This window comes from Pseudoalteromonas sp. Z9A6, assembly GCF_011378805.1.
In the GTDB taxonomy this organism is placed as follows: Bacteria; Pseudomonadota; Gammaproteobacteria; order Enterobacterales; family Alteromonadaceae; genus Pseudoalteromonas; species Pseudoalteromonas distincta.
On the sequence record NZ_WTKZ01000071.1, the window covers coordinates 1 to 19386 of the forward strand.

Consider the following 19386-nt stretch of genomic DNA (forward strand, 5'->3'; position numbering starts at 1 on the left):
TGTTACCCTGGAATTTTAAAACATAGGTGTAGTTCGCTAGACGCTCACGTTCTTCACGCCCATTGGGCATAAAAAAAGCTAGCTCAGCGTATCTGAAATTGATATCTGCTGCACTGGTAACCATGAGCATATCTGTTCAATCTGCCAATGCGCAAAAGTCTTCAATCACGCTTGAAAATGCGCTCAAACGCACATTATCAAACAACCCAGATTTAGTTGTGTTCGAATTTAAATCTTCGGCTTTGGATGGTGAATCAAAAATGGCCAGCTTACGACCTGAAATGTCTGTTGGGGTTGAAGTTGATAATGTGTTGGGAACAGGCGAAGTGTCTGGTATCAAAGATGCCGAATTGACACTGACCTTATCGTCGGTCATCGAGCTTGGAGATAAAGTCAGCGGCCGAATGAATGTGGTGAGTTCAAAAAAGCACAACTGCTTACACAACGGCGCATTCGTACGCTGGACATCTTGGGTGAAACAACTCGACGATATATCAATGTCATTGTCCAACAAGCGTTGCACAAGACTGAGCAACGAGCTGAAATGCTGGCTCGCACAATGCTTCAGACAGTCTCTACACGGGTTGAAGCGGGGGCTTCTTCACCACTTGAGAAAAAACGTGCAGAGTCAGCGTTGTCGCAGGCGCGTTTGTCGTTATTGATAAGTGAACAAAAACTCAATGAGTATAAACGCGACCTGGCCATCATGTGGGGTGACACTAACGCTGCGTTTGCGGAAGTTGAAGGGACACTGTTATCGTTTCCAAATTCACTATCACTTGAACATATGCTTTCACAGCTTCAAAGCAATCCACACGTTCTGCTTTATGCTGATAACTATCGGGTACAAGAGGCCAGATTGAGAGTGGTTCAGGCCAGTCAGCAGTTCGACATTGCGTGGGAAGCCGGTATCCGAAGAATGCAGGGAATTGATGACACAGCGTTAGTTGCCAGTATTTCGGTGCCGTTAAATACCAAGCAGCGGAATCTAGGTGAATACGAACAACAGCGCGCATTGCTTGACAGTATAGACTATCAAAAACAAGCGAAAATTCGTGAACTCACTCGCCAATTAAATCAAGTCATTAGCGCAAAAGACCAAGCCTTGCTCACTGTTACGACCCTTCAAGACAATGTCGTCCCAACATTGGAATCTGCATTGAAATTGGCGCGGGATGGCTATGAAAGTGGTCGCTACAACTACATAGAGTGGGTGACAACGCAACAGCAACTCATAGATATGCAACGAACTATGATAAAAGCCGCAGGCTTAGTTCACCTTCGAAGCGCAGATCTAGAGGCACTTACGGGAATTCCCGTGTTTTCTGACTCTCCCTCGACGTCTGCTCAATCATCACAATGAATAGAGAAAAAATAATGAATAAATCACAATTTACATTAGTTACTAGCGCACGTGACTTGCTTGGCATGTTAGTCATGCTAGTTACTTTACTGTTTGCTTCTGTCGCCCTGGCTGATGATGACGATGAGGAAGCCGAAGAAAGACCCGAGTACGTAGTGTTATCTCAAGAACGGATGCTTGAACACGATATCGTGACTGCATCGGCCGCATCAGGAACATTATCGCTCACAACCAGAACCTTTGGGCGGATAGTTCATGATCCTGAGTCACTGAGTCATATTCGTGCCCGCTTCGACGGTGTTGTAAAACGTATCATGGTGAATATTGGAGATAAAGTAGAAAAAGGTGACACACTGGCAATCATTGAGTCAAACGAGAGTTTAAATCAATACTCAATCACCTCACCGATGTCTGGAAAAATCATAGCTAGACACGCCAATGATGGTGAGCTCACCAACGGTCAAGTACTGCTTTCTGTTGCTAATTACTCTCGCGCAATTGCTCAATTGGCTATTTTCCCCAAACAACGTACTCGTATTGCCGCTGATATGGAAGTCACTTTAAGGCTTGAGGAATTGCAGCAACAATCAAGTATAAGCCACATTACGTCCTCACCTGATGACAAACCTTATTCTATCGCGTTTGTGAACGTTGATAATGGCAGTGGTTATTGGCCTTTAGGCGCTATGGTAGAGGGTTATATTCAGATTGGGTTCCAAGAAGTCAATCTGGCTCTCCCCAAAAGTTCAATACAAGAGTTAGATGGGCAAACCATTGTTTTTGTCAAAGAAGGGGAGCGATTTTACCCCCGCCAAGTAAAGCTTGGGAACACGGACAACCGTTTAGTAGAGATTGTGAAGGGCGTTCAAATAGGCCAGCAAGTCGTTGTAGAAAATAGCTATCTACTAAAAGCTGATTTATTAAAAATGGAGGCGGGCGATGATGACTAATTACCTGCGCATTTATTGTCAAAAGCAAAGCCAAGTCCATAAAAACGGTGAGGTGAGAACATGATAGCACCAATACTCCGTCTATCCATTGAGCGACGTGGTGTCATGATGTTGTTCGCCTTGTTTGTCGCCTTTTTTGGTATGTACAGTTACAAACAATTGCCGATTGATGCTGTGCCTGATATCACCAACGTGCAAGTGCAGATAAATACCGCAACCCCAGGTTACTCGCCTTTGGAGACTGAACAACGCATAACGTTTATAGTTGAAACCTCGCTGGCCGGTTTGCCTAATTTATCGTATACCCGCTCGATATCACGCTATGGTTTGTCGCAAGTCACAGTCGTGTTTAAAGAGGGCACTGATTTATATTTCGCACGAAATCTCGTCAACGAGCGTCTCACCGCCATCGCGGCGCAATTGCCAACAGGGTTAACCCCTGAAATGGGCCCTATCGCCACAGGCTTGGGTGAAATTTACATGTACTCGTTAAGTGCTGAGCCTCAGGCGCGACAGGACAACGGTCAACCCTATGATGCTATGGCATTAAGGGAGATCCATGATTGGGTAATTAAGCCCCAATTGTCGCTTGTTGAGGGGGTGACCGAGGTTTATGCGATAGGCGGATTTGAAAAGCAATATCATGTGAATCCTAATCCAGTCGCAATGATAAACTTTGGGATAAGTACAGGTGACCTTCTCAGTGCGCTAGAACGCAACAATGCGAATCAAGGCGCTGGTTTTGTAGAACAAAATGGGCAACAAGTACTGATCAGATCGGAAGCCCAACTTAAGGGCATCGACGATATCGGCCAAGTGGTTGTTAAGATCATTGATGGCGTACCGGTAAAAATTCAAGACATCGCCCAAATCAACCTCGGTAAAGAGCTGCGCTCTGGAGCCGGCACGTTAAATGGCCAAGAAACAGTGATTGGCACGACAATGATGTTAGTGGGAGAAAACTCTCGTACGGTCGCCAAAGCTGTGGACAGTAAGCTCGAAACCATTAAAACAAGCTTACCCGAGGGCGTAATCCTTGAAGCGGTTTACGATAGGACAAGCCTCGTTGACAAAACCATCGACACAGTGCAGAAAAACCTCGTCGAGGGCGCTTTACTTGTCATCGTTGTGCTATTCGTTTTGCTTGGGAATGTGCGAGCTGCACTTATTACCGCCGCTGTAATACCCTTGGCAATGCTTGCCACGATATCGGGCATGGTCAAAACAGATGTGTCTGCTAACTTGATGAGTTTAGGCGCACTGGATTTTGGCTTGATTGTCGATGGCGCAGTTATCATTGTTGAAAACTGTATCAGACGATTATCCGAATCCCAGAAACAAAACGGCGCTACTCTACCGCTCAAAGAAAGGCTGAATGTTGTATATGAAGCCACTAATGAAGTCATACGCCCCAGTTTGTTTGGTGTATTGATCATTACCATTGTTTATATCCCCTTGTTCACGCTCACTGGCGTCGAAGGTAAAATGTTCCACCCCATGGCAGCGACCGTGATAATGGCTTTGCTTGCCGCAATGGTATTTTGTTTTACCGTAGTGCCTGCGGCGATAGCAATTTTCATGAGAGGTAAAATTAGCGAAAAAGAAAGCCCAATTATTAAAGGTGCAAAGGCAGTCTATCGTCCTGTTTTAACCGGAGCGCTGCGTTTTAGATGGCTAGTGGTAGTAGCAGCGAGTGCTTTGGTTGTCGGCAGTTTATGGATGGGCAGTAAATTAGGCTCCGAGTTTATTCCCCAGCTCAATGAAGGTGATATCTTAGTACAAGCGATACGCATCCCTGGGACTGGGGTAGAACAAGCAGTTGAAATGCAAAAAACTCTTGAAGCGAAACTTATGCAGTATGAGCAAGTACAGACGGTATTCGGTCGCACGGGTACGGGTGAGGTCGCCACCGACCCTATGCCACCAAACATTACTGATACGTTTGTTATTTTAAAGCCTCGGGAGCAATGGCCCGATCCATCAATGACAAAAGCTGAGTTAGTGAAAACGTTTGAAGAGGACTTGTTTACTTTGCCCGGCAATAATTATGAATTTACGCAACCTATACAAATGCGTTTTAACGAATTGATTAGTGGCGTAAGGGCAGATTTGGGGATAAGGCTATTTGGGGATGACTTAGATACGCTCTTTGCATCTGCTTCTGACATTTTGACCGTTATTTCAACGATTGAAGGAGCTGATGACGCGAGGCTTGAGCAGGTAGAAGGCATTCCAATCTTCACCGTCACACCAAAGCCTGATCAATTGGCACGCTTTGGTTTGGATATAGCCGACTTGCAGTTATGGCTCAATGCTGCGACAGGTGGAGAAACCGCTGGAATGATTTTTGAGGGCGACAGACGCTTTGAAATTGTCGTGCGATATGCCGACGACATTCGAAATGAACTCACTCAGCTTGAGAGCGTTCCCATAGTCACGCCCTCTGGTGAGCATGTACCAATAAGCGAATTAGCCACACTTGCATTTAAAGAAGTACCTAGCCAAATAAGCCGGGAGAATGGCAAACGTAGTATTGTTGTCACAGCAAATGTGCGTGACAGAGATATTGGCACTTTTGTTGAAGAAGCTCAGGCGAGAATTAATGATGAAGTAGATTTACCTGCTGGTTATTGGCTCGACTATGGTGGAACCTTTGAGCAGCTCGAAAGTGCGAGTCAACGATTGACGATTGTGGTACCGGTTACGTTGTTTGTGATTTTGACAATGCTGGTAATTGCGTTTGGTTCTATACGCGATGCGTTGATTATCTTCACAGGTATCCCTTTGGCATTAACAGGCGGTGTAATGTCTCTTTGGTTAAGGGATATGCCTTTATCCATATCCGCGTCGGTAGGATTTATCGCGTTGTCTGGGATTGCCGTATTAAACGGATTGGTAATGCTGTCCTTCATCAAGCAACGTTTGCTAGAAACCGGAGAATTAGTGAATAGCATTGTTGAAGGGGCACTTATTCGCTTGCGTCCGGTATTAATGACAGCACTAGTGGCAAGCCTTGGATTTGTGCCCATGGCGCTCAATACGGGCATAGGTGCAGAGGTGCAACGGCCTTTGGCCACGGTGGTCATCGGCGGGATAATATCGTCAACCTTGCTAACACTGGTAGTGCTGCCTGTACTCTATCGACTCGTGCATAGTAAAGGGGATCAGTAGTGTTCTTGGGCATTTATTCGTAAATGCCCAAGTTTTACCTGAACGATTTTTAGGTACCTATTGACTCTTTATTAAGTATAGACTTTACAATCATATTCTTAACGTCATGTACGATAAGGATAGATATGGTTTCGCTTATTTTAATTAGTAGTTTTTTGGCGCTAGCCGTCCTCGGTAGAAGCTTTGTTCAATATAAGAGAAATGGTGATTTTGGTATAAGAGCAGCATCTATAAACGCACCATTAATAGAAATTGTACCAGGGGCTATATTCGTGGTTACGTTTTGCTTTGCATTTGGTCTAGTTCTTTTTGGTTACTTAGGACGTGCGCCCCTACTATTTGTTCCTTCAATTCCATTTCAGCTTCTCGGCTCCTTGATTGGCGCCTGCGGAATTGCTGTAACTTTGTTGTCTCAAATTCAAATGGGAGATTCATGGCGTATTGGCGTTGACCAGCAAGAAACGACTGCACTTATTACCCACGGGATTTACGCAAAGTCTCGCAACCCCATTTACTTTGGTATTTTTCTATTTTGGGCAGGGGTGTGTATAACGTTCCCACATTTGCTGCTTTGGGCATGTGTTTTTGTATGTTGGATTTGCATTGAAGTGATTGTTCGACAAATTGAAGAGCCTTATTTGAAGAAAGTGCATGGCGATGATTTTCTAAAATATAAGTCTGACACTAACCGATACATACCTAAGCTTTCACGCTTTAAGTTTTGACGCTTAAATAAGTAATGGCGCAGGCTGCTTTATATGCATAAACTAACGAACGGTATCTTTTAACGTCCATTTTTATGAACTGTCGTTATTCTTAAATAAAGTGAGCCGACTGATTATGTTTGCAAGCCCGTTCTCGATTAGCGTGAGTTCATTGTCAATTAAAGTGAGTCAGGCACCGGTCATATTCTCACTTAATGTGAGTCCAAAATGTACGATGTAATCAAGTCAGAGGGATTATGTTCGCGAGCCACTACATCTAGCAAGTGATACCTATAAGCGCTTTTTAGCAAATCAATCGGAAAGCTGTAGTGGCGATTTTGGCATGTCTGAGATGCTCATGAAATTTTACGGGGGACAATCAGATAAGTCTTTTGGAGAAATCTTTCAGCAAGGTTCTGTTGATTTACAAAAGTACATGATGGAAGCTTTAGAGGGAATTGACGAAATTGCGCTAGATGAAACCATACATATAGAAAGTATCAAAAAGCTTATTGCAGATTTGCCTGCGTTGATGAGCAGTCAATCTTCGAGAGTAGCAGAGGAACTTGATGAAGGAGGCGAATCCCCAGTTTCAGAGTTCGAGGCCAAAACGGGAATTGGGCCAGTTATATTAAAAAATGTAAAACCGCCAAACGTGGTGGAAAAAATATGGCAGATTTTATCAGGCATTGAAGAATTCTCAGGAATTGGTATAGAAACATTTTTTGGAGTGAAACCTCGTAGCTTTGAAGCAGATTCGGATAGAGAAAGAACTATTCAAGAGAAAGTCAACGCAGTCTATCACCAGTTAAATTTTCTCGGTTACTATCGTGATTCAAAAATGAAAAAAGATAGAAGATTTCGGGCATCCTTTAGTGATATGACGCATGCAGGTGTTGCTTCATTTTGTCATTTTTTTCTGTGTAGAGACGAAGATTTGGTAATGAAGGCTGCTGCGGCTTATGAATATTTAGGTGTAAACACTAGAGTATTGCACTATAAAGCTTACAAGAAAATGCAGCCGACCGCTGACACGTCGGCTGATTAGGAATTACCAAATAAATACTCTAAAACGTTTTTGTCCAAAAACGAGTTTGTATGGACGTCTGCTTCTCGCTCATAGCAGTCTGCCTGATGAAGTCTAAACTTATTCACCTTAACTGTAAGAACTGATATGAGCTAGTACAGCTGATATGCTATTTACGACAAAGTCGCTCGGTAATTAGAGCGACATAATCCCTTGGTAATCACACTAGTACATCATCATGTTTTTAAATTAAAGCTGTTGTTTACTTAACAAACATCCAAATACCGGCAGCGATCATAAACAGGTTTTCTGTTAGGGAGATAAACCCTAGTGGTACGTTACTGTCACCGCCTACACACGCACATTTTAACTCTCGTTTATCTATATAGACTGCTTTTATCACTGAAACAGCACCAACCCCACCTATGAACAATGAAATAGGGGCAATAATATAGGCTGGTAATCCGGCTATCATTCCAATGCCAACAAATGCTTCTAAAAATGGGTAAACATAGGCGTACCTGACTACTTTCATAGCGACTAAGTCATAGGTTATAAATGAATTAGTAAAGCTAAATAAGTCTTGAAGCTTTTGTATTGCTAACACTGCCATTGTTAGGGCTACAAACAGTTCAGCGGTTTGCATTGATAATAAGCTATTATTCGCTGCAAAACTAAATGCCACACTAAGCAAAAAACTAACCGAAAAAATCGCAATCACGGGCGTGTAAGTTGTACCTTCTTGCCCAGCTTTTGGCTTATCAAAGTAATCGCGTAAGTCGACATAGCCACCTATACGTTTATTATCAATAAATGTTTGAGGTGTAGTTTCTACACTGTGTTGTTTTTTAAATTCATCTGTTTGCTCTCGAGAAGTTAATAGCTGATCATCAACTGTATATCCCTCTCGCTCTAGTAGGTCTTTTGATTTTAAACCAAACGGACAAATATGCTCATCTGTGGCCATTCTAAAAAGTTGGGCTGATTTACTCATGTTTAGCTCCCTTTTATGTATTGGTATAAAATTTTACTTAGCATTAAAATCCGGTACGGTCCTAGATTGTGCTTGCTCCTGAGTTTCTGCTAGGCCATTTTTCTCTATATCCTTTAGTAACCACTGCATTTCTTTAATCTCACGACGCTGTGCCTCAATAATATTTGTTGCAAGCTCTTGGACTCGCTTATCTTTGATTTTTGCCCTTTCACTGGTGAGTATTGCAATTGAATGATGTGGGATCATCGCCGACATCCATGAGCTATCATCAACAGTCGCTTGTGATCGAACTAAAAATAAACTTCCCGCAAATACGGTAACACTAGCAATGAGTACTGTTATATTTTTCTTTTTATCTTTATACATATTGAGCATGAAAAGTAGCATTATCACTGCCATCATGGCTCCCATATAAAGCGCCATATAAGTACGAGTTTCACTAAAAAAAACATGACTTAGCTGATAAGTATTCAAATACATCAGTACAAACATGACTAATGTTGATGTGGCTATCATTAAGAAAAGCTTTAAATACTGCGACATTAGATGGCTCCTTTCTATCATTTACTTTGTATATCATTTATACCAATGGGTAATTCTTACAGGTTATTAGGCGTAAACCCACTATATATTTAATCATTGAATCAATGTTTAATATTACATCAAGAGTTGTGCCATAAGTGTTAAAACTGCTCAGCGTATTTGCTAATATGCTTATAAGTATTTTGCTGTAAATCGTGCGTAAGCATTTCAATATTATATTTATAAAAGCGATCGCCCATTTCCATACCTGGCGTACCAGCAGGCATAGCGGGAACAGAGAGCCCTATCGTCTTTTCAGGATGTTGTTCAGCTAAAAACTGTTTTATATGTTTGGCGGGAACATGACCTTCAAATACAAATCCATCGGCTGAAACGGCTGTATGGCATGACCGCATATTTGGTTTTATTTGATACTGAGATTTAATCGTCCCCATGTCATTGACGTTAATTGCTTTTGTTTGAATATTGTTTTCGCTCAAATGAGCAATCCACTTATTACAACATCCACAATTTTTACTTTTATAAACGGTAAGCTCAATTTTAGGTTTTTCTGAATTCTCATAAGTTATTAATGCTTTATGTTGTTTTTCGATACTTATCGCCGAAAATGACATAGTTAATGATAAAAATAACGCTGAGGTAATGTAGATTACTCGCATTGTTAACTCCTTAATTTGACCAATGAATATGAGTGATTTTCCAACCTGTATCGGTGTTTTTTAATGTGATTGATTCCATTCCCATAGACTTAATATCTTTTCCTTTGTACTTTCCTTGAGTTTTACTTCTTGAAATTGAGTAAGCTATGTCTCCATTTGTGTAAACTTGATGCTCTAGTAGTTCACTATTAACAGCACTTAAGAATTTCATATCCGCTATCATATGATGTTTCGCGTATTCATCTGCAGAACGCTCAACACTTCCGCCTTCAAAAATGATGACATCGTCGGCCAGTAATTTACGTGCAGCTTCGCGATTACCTTGTTTTAGAGATGCATGAAATAGGCTGACTGTTTTTGCAGCCTCGCTATCAACATTGACAAAGGCCTTGCCTTTTTTTGAATATTTTTCATCGTCATGTGCACTAACAGTAAAAGAACTAACAGTGCTAAAAATTAGTAGCAATAAAATTTTTAAATTAAAGGATTTAATTAACATACGTTTCCCTTTTTATTAATCGTTAAATAGGCGGACCAACAAGTGTGGTAAATACACTTGTTGTAATAAGCACAAACAGGGCAATTACTATTTCAACAGTAATCGAGCGTTTTAATATACTTATATGGTGTTGTTGAGTGATTTGCGGGACTAAAAAAAGCTTATGCCATGCACCTAGGAGCAGCATCGCGCTGACGAGTAACAGCTTTAATAAAATTAGTTGCCCATAATCTGATGTAAACAATGCAGAAAATGACTCTAGGTACTGCAGGAGCAGAGTTAAGCCCGAAATAAGTAGTACAAATACAATAACAATAGCGAGTTGACCAAAGTAATGCATTAACCGCTTTACTTCACTGGTAGGTAGTAAAGTGCAGCTTTTGTAAAGCGGCCACAATGACCCTAACCAGCTCGCAATGGCAATAAGGTGAAAGGTTAAAATACTTTTCACTAACCCATTTTCATTTGCACTGTGCCCAGTAAAAGTGAAGCTATAAGCGATAAACCCAAGCATGATTAGTATAACGGCACCGTTTTTATAACCTGCTACGTTATCATCTGATTCCACACTCCACATACATGCGCTAATTAGAGCAATAATAAGCGCTGGTATTCTAAACGTTGCTTGGTCACCTATGACTGATTGCCAAACAATTTCAAGCATAAAGGGGTCAAACATTCCCATAAAGCCTGATTCAGCCATTGCTCCAGCTTCTATTGGTACTTGTAAAAGTGCAGCAATACTACCTGTAACTACACACGTAATTTGCCAACGTTTTAAGAACTGATAAAAGCTAATTAAGTGATGCCCTGCAACATTGCTGTTGCCACACATAAAGCGCATTAATAAAGTGCCCGCAAGCCCTGCAATTGCGATATAGCTTGCTAGTTTTAATAATAGTAAGAGTACTGACCATTCACTTAATTGCATTATGTTGCTACTTAATGATTATGTTTGCTGTGGGTATTAGATTGTTCTTGCATCATCTTATGCGATTCACTTTTGTGTACCATAAATCTAAACGTGTCGGTCATTTTATGTCCATCACCACCCAGTGCTGTCCATTTAACCGTGTAAGTCCCTTGGACTAAGCTCGGCAATGACCAACTAAAGTCTGTGCTTGGGGTAGAGCTTGGTTTGAAATCAAAGTTTATTGATTTATTTTTTTCATCTTTGATGATGACTTTTGCTAGCCTTACTTCACCACCAAAAGTTAACGAAAATTGCTCTGGGCTTTTCATTAACATGGCTTCTTGCGCAGGTGTTGATTGCTTGAGTGATATATGCGCTGATGCGGAAAATGTAAGTACTAAACCTAAAATAGCTACTGCAGAATTAAAAAACTTCATAATTACCTCTTATTTAAAATGATTAAAACCAAAATTTAATACCCGCAACAAATGCGGTGTTGTTGCTACTTTGTCCACTTGATGTGGCATAGTCGGCGGTATTGCCAAATTTATTGCTCCATTCAACGCCAATATAGGGCGCAAACTGGCGTGTAAATTCATAACGAACCCTAAAGCCAATCGCGCTGCTTGATAGGCCACTTCCAAGTTCGTTTTGTTTATCGTTTTTGCCATAAAGTGTAATTTCGGCTCGCGGTTGTATAATTAGCTTTTGCGTGAGTAATAGTTCGTACTCTGCCTCTAACGTAAATGCGGTATTGCCTCGCTCACCTACGTATGCTGTCATATCAAGTTCAAACCAATAAGGGGCTAAACCTTGTAAGCCAAAAGCCAACCATTGCCGATTTTCACCTTCTTTATTGTAATCAAGACGAACACCTGCTTGAGTATCCCAATATGCTGATACGGCGTGACCCCATAAAATATCGGTTTGGTTTTCTTCAATACTTCCTTCGCTGAAATCACCCTCGGTTTTAATTACCAATCGATCAAAGGTAGTGCCGTACCATGCTTGTAAGTCAAATACACCTGCGTTTGCTTGCTCGTTATATTCAAGACGATCGCCTAGTAATGCATAAAATGGATGCTCATCAGCGAGTGTTAATCGTTCATTGCCCTCAAGCGCATATGGGCCTTCTGTTAAAGTTGTTCCCGCAGAGTAAGCATGGGGGTCTCTTGCATCTTTAGGTGCACTTCCTCCTTGTGGTTGCATCTTAGCGCTATTCATTTGTGCCATTTCACTTTGCGCTAATAAAGGGAAACTAATTAATGAAGCCCCAGTTAACATTAATAAACCGAATGATTTAGATAGTTTTAATTGTTTCATGATACGACTACCTCTCTAAACATACCGGCATCCATATGGAATAATAAATGGCAATGCCAAGCCCAGCGACCTACATCATGAGGGGTGGTTAAAAAGCTGATTCTTTGTGCGGGTTGAACAGGAATCGTATGACGTCGTACTTGCACATCACCTTGCTCGTTTTCTAAATCACTCCACATACCATGCAAATGCATAGGGTGTGTCATCATGGTATCGTTTTGTAAAATAACTCTTAAACGTTGGTTATGCTTCATATGCACTGGCGTGCTTTTACCAAATTCTAAGCCATCAAATGACCAGCTATAACGCTCCATGTTTCCGGTTAAATGCAGCTCAATTTCAGCTTCTGGCTCTTGCTGGTTAGTGATCCCTTCAAGTGAGTGTAAATCTGCAAGTGTTAAAACACGACGACCATTTTTACGTAAACCAATACCAGGATCATCAAGATTTGTTCTAGGCATATCAACGCGCATATCAACTGAAGCTCCATACTCCGTTTTTGCATGACGCACTTTAGAGCTGGCAACCGCTAATGGGTTTTCAGACATACCATGTTTGCTATGATCCATTGCCATTGCACCGTGGTCCATAGCGCTATGATCCATTTCTTTAGAGTTCATACCTGACATGCCTGCCATACCAGCCATTGCAGAGTGCTCACCGCCGTGGGTCATATTGCCCATCATATCGGTCATCGTTAACCATTCAACAGGGTCAAGTGCAGGTACTGGCGCATCAATATTAGGCGAGCTTGATAAAGTTCCTTTTGCGTAACCAGAGCGATCCATACTTTGAGCAAAAATCGTATAGGCATCATTTTTAGGCTCAACAATTACGTCGTAGGTTTCACCAGGGCCGAATCTAAATTCATCAACTGTCACTGGTTCAACGTTTTGCCCATCTGCTTGTACAACCGTTAGTTTTAACTCGGGGATACGCACGTCAAAAAAGCTATTACTAGAGCCATTAATAAACCTTAACCTAAGCTTTTCACCGACTTTAAATAATCCACGCCAGTTTGCCATTGGAGTACTACCGTTCATTAAAAAAGTCATTGCTGATGCAGATAAATCAGCTAAATCTGTAGGATTCATTCGCATCTGATTCCACATTTTTCGGCGCTGTAGAGCATTTGAAATACTGCTGCTTGAAACGTCATCGAAAAACTCTGGGACAGTGGGTTGATTGAAGTTAAATACATCACTCTGTACTTTTAATTTACGGAACAGCGCCATTGGGTCATCATCAGTCCAATCAGATAATTGAATAACATGCTCGTTATCTGCACTAATAATATCGTTTTCTCGCGGTTCAATAATTAATGCACCGTACATGCCTGTCATTTCTTGAAAGCCACTATGTGAGTGATACCAATATGTACCGCTTTGTTGCAGTTTAAATTTATAAACAAAGGTTTCGCCCGGCATAATGCCTTTAAAGCTGATACCTGGTACGCCATCCATTTGATACGGTAAAATAATGCCATGCCAATGAATTGAACTCGGTACTGATAACTTATTTGTTACTCTAATAGTAACGTCATCGCCTTCTTTGAGGCGCAAGGTAGGAGCGGGTATAGATCCATTGATAGTTGTCGCCATACGTACTACGCCAGTAAAGTTAACCGGCGATTCATCTATAACCAGATCAATTACTTCGCCGCTAAGTTCGGGTACAGTGCCTGTTATTGTTCCTGCTACTAAAGATGATGCAGCATGTAATACACTCGGAAAAACAGCAAGTACACCTCCTGCAATTAAGCCTTGAACAAATCGTCTTCGTGGTGTGCTAACCTGTTGTGATGACTTTTTAAACCCCATTTCCTTACTCCTTCATACCAGAATATGTATTGAGTATAGAAAATAGACCTGTCTTAAACATGACGCGAACATTACAAAGTTGTAATGTTGGTGTCATGTTGCTGTAGTGACAGATACTGCATAATATTTGCAGAGGTAGTTGTTAGGACTTTAATGAAGGAATTGTATGCGCTTATTAGTTGTTGAAGATGAATCAAAGACAGGAGATTATTTAAAACAGGGACTAAGTGAAGCTGGTTTTCAGGTTTCTTTGGCGCGCAATGGTCTTGACGGCCATCACCTAGCAATGACCGAATTATTTGATGTAATAATACTTGATGTCATGTTACCTGACGTATCCGGTTGGAAAATTTTACAGTCGCTACGTGAAGCAGATAACAAAACCCCAGTACTATTTTTATCTGCTCGCGATAGCATAGACGATAGAGTAAAGGGGCTCGAACTTGGTGCTGATGACTATTTAATAAAGCCTTTTGCTTTTGCTGAAGTTTTAGCAAGAGTACGCACTCTTATTCGCCGTGGTGCAGTACAAACAGTTGACGATATACTGATCGTTGCTGATTTAGAAATGGATATTCCAAAGCGAAAAATACAACGTGCAGGCAAGCGTATTTTATTGAGTAATAAAGAGTTTAGCTTACTTGAACTATTGTTACGGCGCGAAGGTGAAGTACTGCCACGTTCGTTAATTGCTTCTCAAGTATGGGATATGAATTTTGATAGCGACACCAATGTGATTGATGTTGCCATTCGTAGGCTAAGAGCAAAAGTTGATGATGACTTTACTGTTAAATTAATTCATACAGTTCGTGGTATGGGCTATAAATTAGAGGTTGAAACTGATGGCTATTAAGTCACGGCCTTTATCACTTACGATGCGTGTTGTGTTGTTTGTGGCTGTAACCGTTATTGCGTGCTTAACTTTAGTTGCCACCTTAATAAATAGTTCGATAAAACATCATTTTTTCCAGCAAGATAGTAGTGAACTGCATGTTATTAATCAATCTATTGAATTAGTTTTAAGACAACAGTATAAATCAAACCTGAAACTTAAAAATGAATTATCTAACGCTGTAGCGGGTCATCACGGTGTTTACTATCAGGTAAATACCGCAAAAGGAGAGCTCATTTTTCAAAGTTCTGAACGAGATTTTAGTGATTTTGTAATGAGTGCTAATGCTTCAGCTGGCTTTAACCGTAACAACATTACCTCATGGCAAAATGATACCCACACCTACCGAGCTCTGGTGAGTAATTTAAGTACTGGGCAACAGCAATACAAAATTACTACAGCGATAGACATGAGCTTTCATTTACACTTTCTCAATCAATTTCAACAAAGCCTTTGGGCTATTATGTTTGGCTCTGCGGTACTCATTTTATTGGTGGCTTGGTTTGCTATACATCAAGGATTGAACCCTTTACGAGGTTTGAGTCAGAAAATGCATGACATCCAAACTAATAAGATGGATGTAAGGCTTGATGAAAATAAAGTGCCTATTGAGCTTGTTAATATGGTGCAGTCGTTTAACTCGATGCTCGACAGACTCCAAGGTGAATTTATTCGTTTATCAAATTTCTCTAGTGATATTGCGCATGAGTTACGTACTCCACTAACAAATATAATCACTCAAACACAGGTTGGTTTATCTAAAAAAAGACAGTTGTTAGAGTATCAAGAATTATTGTTTTCTAATCTAGAAGAGCTGGAACGACTAACTAAGATGGTTAGTGATATGCTTTGGCTTGCAAAAACTCAGAATGGACTGGTTAAACCCGTTCAAAATACTCTAAAAAGCCATGATGAAATTGAAGCATTATTTGAGTACTTTGATGCTTTGGCTGAAGACTCATTGATTACATTTAAGAAAAAAGGTCAAAACTTTTGTTTTTATTGTGACAAATTACACTTTCGCCAATTATTATCAAACCTCCTATCCAATGCAATAAGGTATGCCCCAAAAGGCTCATCAATCACAGTAAATAGTGAAATATTTACCGCTGAAAAAATATGTATTTCAGTGATTAATACTGGGGAGAGAATACCTTCTGAGCATTTACCTTATTTATTTGACCGCTTTTATCGACCCGATAAATCGCGCCAACGACACAGCGATGGAGCTGGTTTAGGGCTTGCAATAGTTAAAGCTCTAGCACAAGCAAACGGTGGAAATATAGAGGTCAGTTCAAATAATCAAACTACCAGCTTTAAAGTTTTTCTAAATTTAGCTAAAAGCTAATTATTAAATTTAATAACCCAATGTTTGCTTGTACCTCTAGACTTCCCAGTCTTTCATTAAACACCGGTTTATAATCTTAAAGTACAAAACGGAAGTAAACTTCCGATTTGTAAGCCTATATCACTATATTTCGGAAGCAAACTTCCGTTTCTAGTGCTTCAAAGGTAGTTATAGGAAATTTACTTTTGTTTTTCGAAAGCGTTAACCTAGATAGCTATATGAGCCACTTTTCGGGGGCTTATTTGAGCGAGAAGCAGACTGTCAGATAAAATCGTTTTTGGACAAAAATAAGTTTGAGCCGAAGGACGGCTCTGTGCCAATAGCGGACATTAAAGCGTAACTCGTTTCTGCCCCAAAACGTGTTGAGGCGAATGCCTCAAAAGAGCGATAAGCGGACATTAAAAAGTTAAATTTATTCCTGCTTATTTGAGTAGAAGGCTAATTTTGTGCGACAACATTATTAAACGCCGTTTTGGTGCAAAATAACAAGATCAATTCCTAGCTATTTTAATTACTCGTTTACAAAAGTAATTTTTGGTGAAATTATCAGGGTATGAAATATACGCCGTTTTAGTGTGTTATGAACCGCTAAAATGGTGTTCAATAAGCTGTTATAGGGCTAGATGATTAACCTACCCTCAGTGAATAATTAAAAGGATGAGTTATGGATAACCTTAAAGTACGTCTTGAAAACTGTTACGGTATTTCTTCATTAGATGAAGCTTTTGATTTGTCGAATGCCCGAGGAAAAGCTAAAGCTTACTCAATCTATGCCCCAAATGGATTGATGAAAACATCGTTTTCTAGAACTTTTGATGCTTTATCAAAAGGTGAAAAACCAAAAGAAGAGCGTTTTAATCGCCAAACAACTTGTATTGTTGAAGTTGATAATGTCGATATCCAAAAGGAACAAATATACGTTCTTAAATCTGAAATAGAAATAAACTCTGATAATGAAGCTGTAACGAATATTCTTATTAATCAGGAAAGTAAGGCTAGATATGACTCATTAATTTCAAATATTAATAAGCTGAAATCAAAGCTTGGTACATCACTCCAAAAAAAATCAAAAATAAAAAAAGATGATGTCGAAAATAAACTGATAAATGACTTTCACGCAGATGATTTTGTAAGAGCGATAGAGTTAGCAAAAGAAATTGTCATTGGAGATGATTTAGGAAGTTTTATTTATAATGATATCTTTGACCCTAAAGCTATTGCGATATTAGAGAGTCCTGAATTTTTATCAAAATCTAATGAGTTTAATCAACGATATCAAGAGCTTTTTAATCAGACAGGTTCTATTTATAGTCGCGGAGTTTTTAACCCTGTAAAAGCTGATACTTCTTTTAACACCTTAAACAACCAAGGGTACTTTGCAGGTGGGCATAAAGTTCACCTAAAAGGTGATGCTTCTTCAATTGATTACGAAGAGCTTCAAGAAAAGATGAAAATTGTGCATGAATCAATCGACAGTGATGCTGAGCTTAAAAAGTTAAGAGGTAACTTATCTAAAAATGCGCAAACTCAAGCGTTGATTTCATTATTGGAAAGTATTTCCGCAACAGAAGTTGATTTGCTTTTACATAATGTTAAGCCTGAGAATCAAGTAGAATTCAAGAGGAGCTTGTGGGCTTTTTATATTCAAAACAGTCCAGATACTGACGTATTTCTAGAAGCATTCTCTGCCAATCAGACTGAGCTACGACAAATCGAATTAGACGCAGCAACAGAAGCACCGAATTGGTCTAAAGCTATAGAGCTTTTTAATAACCGCTTTGTGGATATGCCATTCACTTTGTCACTATTCAACCAAGTTGAAGCTGCTTTAGGAAAAGATAAAGCAAAATTAAAATTCACGTTTAAAGATGGTGATGATCGAATAGATTGTACCAGAAGTGAAATAAAGTCTTTAAGCCAAGGAGAGAAGCGTGCACTCTATCTTCTTAATTTTATCTTTGAAGTCGAAGATAGAAAAAGGAAGTCAGCGCCAACACTTTTTATTATTGACGACGTTGCGGATTCTTTTGACTATAAGAATAAGCATGCAATTGTTCAATATCTTGAGGATATATCAAAAGTAGAGTATTTTTCACAATTAATTTTGACCCATAATTTTGATTTCTTCAGGACTTTATCAAATAGCTTCGTACATTATGAAAGATGCTTAATGGCTAGTAGAACGGCTGATGGCATAAAACTATCAAAAGCTGAAGGTATAAAAAATTATTTTATTGGTAAGTGGAAAGAGCACATAACAAGTAGTGATTTTATCTTATGCGCAACTGTACCTTTTACAAGAAATCTTCTTGAATACATAAAAGGTGAAGATGATCCTGACTACTTAAAGCTGACTAGCTTGCTTCACTGGAAAGAAGATACCTCCCAAATCACAATTGGGGAGTATTATGAAATTTATAATCGATTATTTGGCACAACCTACCCAACTAACAATACAAATTCATTTAAAGAATTACTATTTTCTAAAGCTAACGAGATCAAGAATAGGGCCAATCACGATGGCCTTAATTTAGAGGATAAAGTTCTTTTATCAATTGCTATTAGAATGACTTCTGAAATTTTTCTTATTGAAGAAATGCGTAAAATAAAAGAAAACGACGCTTATTGGTGTCAATCAAAGAATCAATTTGGCGCATTAATAAAGTCATATGTAAAAGAATTGCCAGATAGTAATGCTATCAAAACCCTTGAGAAAGTTAGTATTACTGTCAGCTCTAATATTCACCTTAATTCTTTTATGTATGAACCGATATTAGATTTAACTATTGAACACTTGACCACGTTGTATTCAGAAATATTAGAGTTAGAGTCTGCTGTGTCTGTTCCCCAAGAAAGTGAGCCAGCCCTATAACAACACGCCCTGAGGTGGACGACTAGTAAAATTTAGCTATTAATTGCAAATTTTAAAAGTGGTGAGCCTCTGCGTTTTAATGCTGCTAAATACGTTGATTCATCGTAGGGTGTATTCGTTTTCCAACACCTAAATACAATCCTTATCCATTTAAATGCCAGTGATCTAATAATGCTGTTGTGCGGCTTACCCTTGGCTTTTTGTTGCTCATAATACGCTTTAGCCCAAAATGAATAACGAATAGAAAAGCCTGCCCATTCGTGAGCGTCTAGCGAACTACACCTATGTTTTAAAATTCCAGGGTAACA

Annotated in this window: 16 protein-coding genes and 1 pseudogene; 8 read left to right on the forward strand and 9 right to left on the reverse strand. The window is 39.8% G+C overall.

Annotated elements, in window-relative coordinates; translation table 11 throughout:
• The first annotated feature begins 469 nt into the window (after positions 1 to 469).
• The 5 genes from GQR53_RS18260 to GQR53_RS18280 all read left to right on the forward strand — a co-directional run bounded on the left by GQR53_RS18260 (position 470) and on the right by GQR53_RS18280 (position 7236).
• Positions 470 to 1363 (forward strand): TolC family protein, encoded by an 894-nt coding sequence (locus GQR53_RS18260; protein ID WP_240917503.1) that lies wholly within the window; start codon positions 470 to 472, stop codon positions 1361 to 1363.
• Between the two features lie 14 nt (positions 1364 to 1377).
• Positions 1378 to 2313 carry an efflux RND transporter periplasmic adaptor subunit gene (locus tag GQR53_RS18265; protein ID WP_165744856.1) on the forward strand — a complete coding sequence of 312 codons (936 nt, stop codon included), beginning with the start codon at positions 1378 to 1380 and terminating at the stop codon, positions 2311 to 2313.
• Positions 2314 to 2373: 60 nt separating this feature from the next.
• Positions 2374 to 5484, forward strand: coding sequence for a CusA/CzcA family heavy metal efflux RND transporter (locus GQR53_RS18270; protein WP_165744858.1), 3111 nt, complete (start codon positions 2374 to 2376; stop codon positions 5482 to 5484).
• A 125-nt stretch (positions 5485 to 5609) separates the two neighbouring features.
• The gene (locus GQR53_RS18275) at positions 5610 to 6209 is read left to right on the forward strand and encodes an isoprenylcysteine carboxylmethyltransferase family protein (protein ID WP_165744859.1); all 600 of its coding nucleotides are present in this window, start codon (positions 5610 to 5612) and stop codon (positions 6207 to 6209) included.
• 322 nt (positions 6210 to 6531) lie between these two features.
• Entirely contained in the window at positions 6532 to 7236 is a 705-nt protein-coding gene (locus GQR53_RS18280) for a hypothetical protein (protein ID WP_004588580.1), read from the forward strand.
• A gap of 241 nt (positions 7237 to 7477) precedes the next feature.
• On the opposite strand, the gene GQR53_RS18285 is transcribed toward GQR53_RS18280, so the two are convergent.
• From GQR53_RS18285 to GQR53_RS18320, 8 genes are all read right to left on the reverse strand, one after another.
• Entirely contained in the window at positions 7478 to 8209 is a 732-nt protein-coding gene (locus tag GQR53_RS18285; RefSeq protein ID WP_008463945.1) for a glutaredoxin, read from the reverse strand.
• Between the two features lie 33 nt (positions 8210 to 8242).
• Positions 8243 to 8752: a DUF305 domain-containing protein gene (locus GQR53_RS18290; RefSeq protein WP_004588798.1), complete on the reverse strand. Its 510-nt coding sequence runs from the start codon at positions 8750 to 8752 to the stop codon at positions 8243 to 8245.
• Positions 8753 to 8892: 140 nt separating this feature from the next.
• A complete protein-coding gene (locus GQR53_RS18295; protein ID WP_004588799.1) occupies positions 8893 to 9411 on the reverse strand; it encodes a DUF411 domain-containing protein in 519 nt (172 codons plus the stop codon).
• 10 nt (positions 9412 to 9421) lie between these two features.
• Complete coding sequence (locus tag GQR53_RS18300; RefSeq protein WP_008109928.1) at positions 9422 to 9910, reverse strand: nuclear transport factor 2 family protein; 489 nt, start codon at positions 9908 to 9910, stop codon at positions 9422 to 9424.
• A gap of 22 nt (positions 9911 to 9932) precedes the next feature.
• Complete coding sequence (locus GQR53_RS18305; RefSeq protein WP_165744861.1) at positions 9933 to 10841, reverse strand: CopD family protein; 909 nt, start codon at positions 10839 to 10841, stop codon at positions 9933 to 9935.
• An 11-nt stretch (positions 10842 to 10852) separates the two neighbouring features.
• Positions 10853 to 11260, reverse strand: coding sequence for a copper resistance CopC family protein (locus tag GQR53_RS18310; protein WP_165744863.1), 408 nt, complete (start codon positions 11258 to 11260; stop codon positions 10853 to 10855).
• Positions 11261 to 11282: 22 nt separating this feature from the next.
• A complete protein-coding gene (locus GQR53_RS18315) occupies positions 11283 to 12146 on the reverse strand; it encodes a copper resistance protein B (RefSeq protein ID WP_165744864.1) in 864 nt (287 codons plus the stop codon).
• Positions 12143 to 13966, reverse strand: a complete 1824-nt coding sequence (locus GQR53_RS18320) for a copper resistance system multicopper oxidase (protein WP_165744866.1) — start codon at positions 13964 to 13966, stop codon at positions 12143 to 12145. Before GQR53_RS18320 ends, GQR53_RS18315 begins: the two co-directional genes overlap by 4 nt.
• A gap of 166 nt (positions 13967 to 14132) precedes the next feature.
• Here GQR53_RS18320 and GQR53_RS18325 point away from each other — a divergent pair, with 166 nt between their 5' ends.
• From GQR53_RS18325 to GQR53_RS18335, 3 genes are all read left to right on the forward strand, one after another.
• Positions 14133 to 14819, forward strand: coding sequence for a heavy metal response regulator transcription factor (locus GQR53_RS18325; RefSeq protein WP_165744868.1), 687 nt, complete (start codon positions 14133 to 14135; stop codon positions 14817 to 14819).
• A complete protein-coding gene (locus tag GQR53_RS18330; RefSeq protein WP_165744870.1) occupies positions 14809 to 16206 on the forward strand; it encodes a heavy metal sensor histidine kinase in 1398 nt (465 codons plus the stop codon). The genes GQR53_RS18325 and GQR53_RS18330 overlap by 11 nt, the downstream gene beginning before the upstream one ends.
• A 664-nt stretch (positions 16207 to 16870) precedes the next feature.
• Positions 16871 to 19078, forward strand: a complete 2208-nt coding sequence (locus GQR53_RS18335) for a hypothetical protein (RefSeq protein WP_165744872.1) — start codon at positions 16871 to 16873, stop codon at positions 19076 to 19078.
• Positions 19079 to 19110: 32 nt separating this feature from the next.
• Here the strand turns inward: GQR53_RS18335 and GQR53_RS18340 are convergent.
• Positions 19111 to 19386, reverse strand: a pseudogene (locus GQR53_RS18340) (hypothetical protein); the annotation flags it as partial.

Coding starts and splice junctions, on each gene's coding strand:
- GQR53_RS18265 (WP_165744856.1), top strand. CDS start 1,378: ATGAATAAATCACAATTTACATTAGTTACTAGCGCACGTGACTTGCTT.
- GQR53_RS18270 (WP_165744858.1), top strand. CDS start 2,374: ATGATAGCACCAATACTCCGTCTATCCATTGAGCGACGTGGTGTCATG.
- GQR53_RS18275 (WP_165744859.1), top strand. CDS start 5,610: ATGGTTTCGCTTATTTTAATTAGTAGTTTTTTGGCGCTAGCCGTCCTC.
- GQR53_RS18280 (WP_004588580.1), top strand. CDS start 6,532: ATGTCTGAGATGCTCATGAAATTTTACGGGGGACAATCAGATAAGTCT.
- GQR53_RS18285 (WP_008463945.1), bottom strand. CDS start 8,209: ATGAGTAAATCAGCCCAACTTTTTAGAATGGCCACAGATGAGCATATT.
- GQR53_RS18290 (WP_004588798.1), bottom strand. CDS start 8,752: ATGTCGCAGTATTTAAAGCTTTTCTTAATGATAGCCACATCAACATTA.
- GQR53_RS18295 (WP_004588799.1), bottom strand. CDS start 9,411: ATGCGAGTAATCTACATTACCTCAGCGTTATTTTTATCATTAACTATG.
- GQR53_RS18300 (WP_008109928.1), bottom strand. CDS start 9,910: ATGTTAATTAAATCCTTTAATTTAAAAATTTTATTGCTACTAATTTTT.
- GQR53_RS18305 (WP_165744861.1), bottom strand. CDS start 10,841: ATGCAATTAAGTGAATGGTCAGTACTCTTACTATTATTAAAACTAGCA.
- GQR53_RS18310 (WP_165744863.1), bottom strand. CDS start 11,260: ATGAAGTTTTTTAATTCTGCAGTAGCTATTTTAGGTTTAGTACTTACA.
- GQR53_RS18315 (WP_165744864.1), bottom strand. CDS start 12,146: ATGAAACAATTAAAACTATCTAAATCATTCGGTTTATTAATGTTAACT.
- GQR53_RS18320 (WP_165744866.1), bottom strand. CDS start 13,966: ATGGGGTTTAAAAAGTCATCACAACAGGTTAGCACACCACGAAGACGA.
- GQR53_RS18325 (WP_165744868.1), top strand. CDS start 14,133: ATGCGCTTATTAGTTGTTGAAGATGAATCAAAGACAGGAGATTATTTA.
- GQR53_RS18330 (WP_165744870.1), top strand. CDS start 14,809: ATGGCTATTAAGTCACGGCCTTTATCACTTACGATGCGTGTTGTGTTG.
- GQR53_RS18335 (WP_165744872.1), top strand. CDS start 16,871: ATGGATAACCTTAAAGTACGTCTTGAAAACTGTTACGGTATTTCTTCA.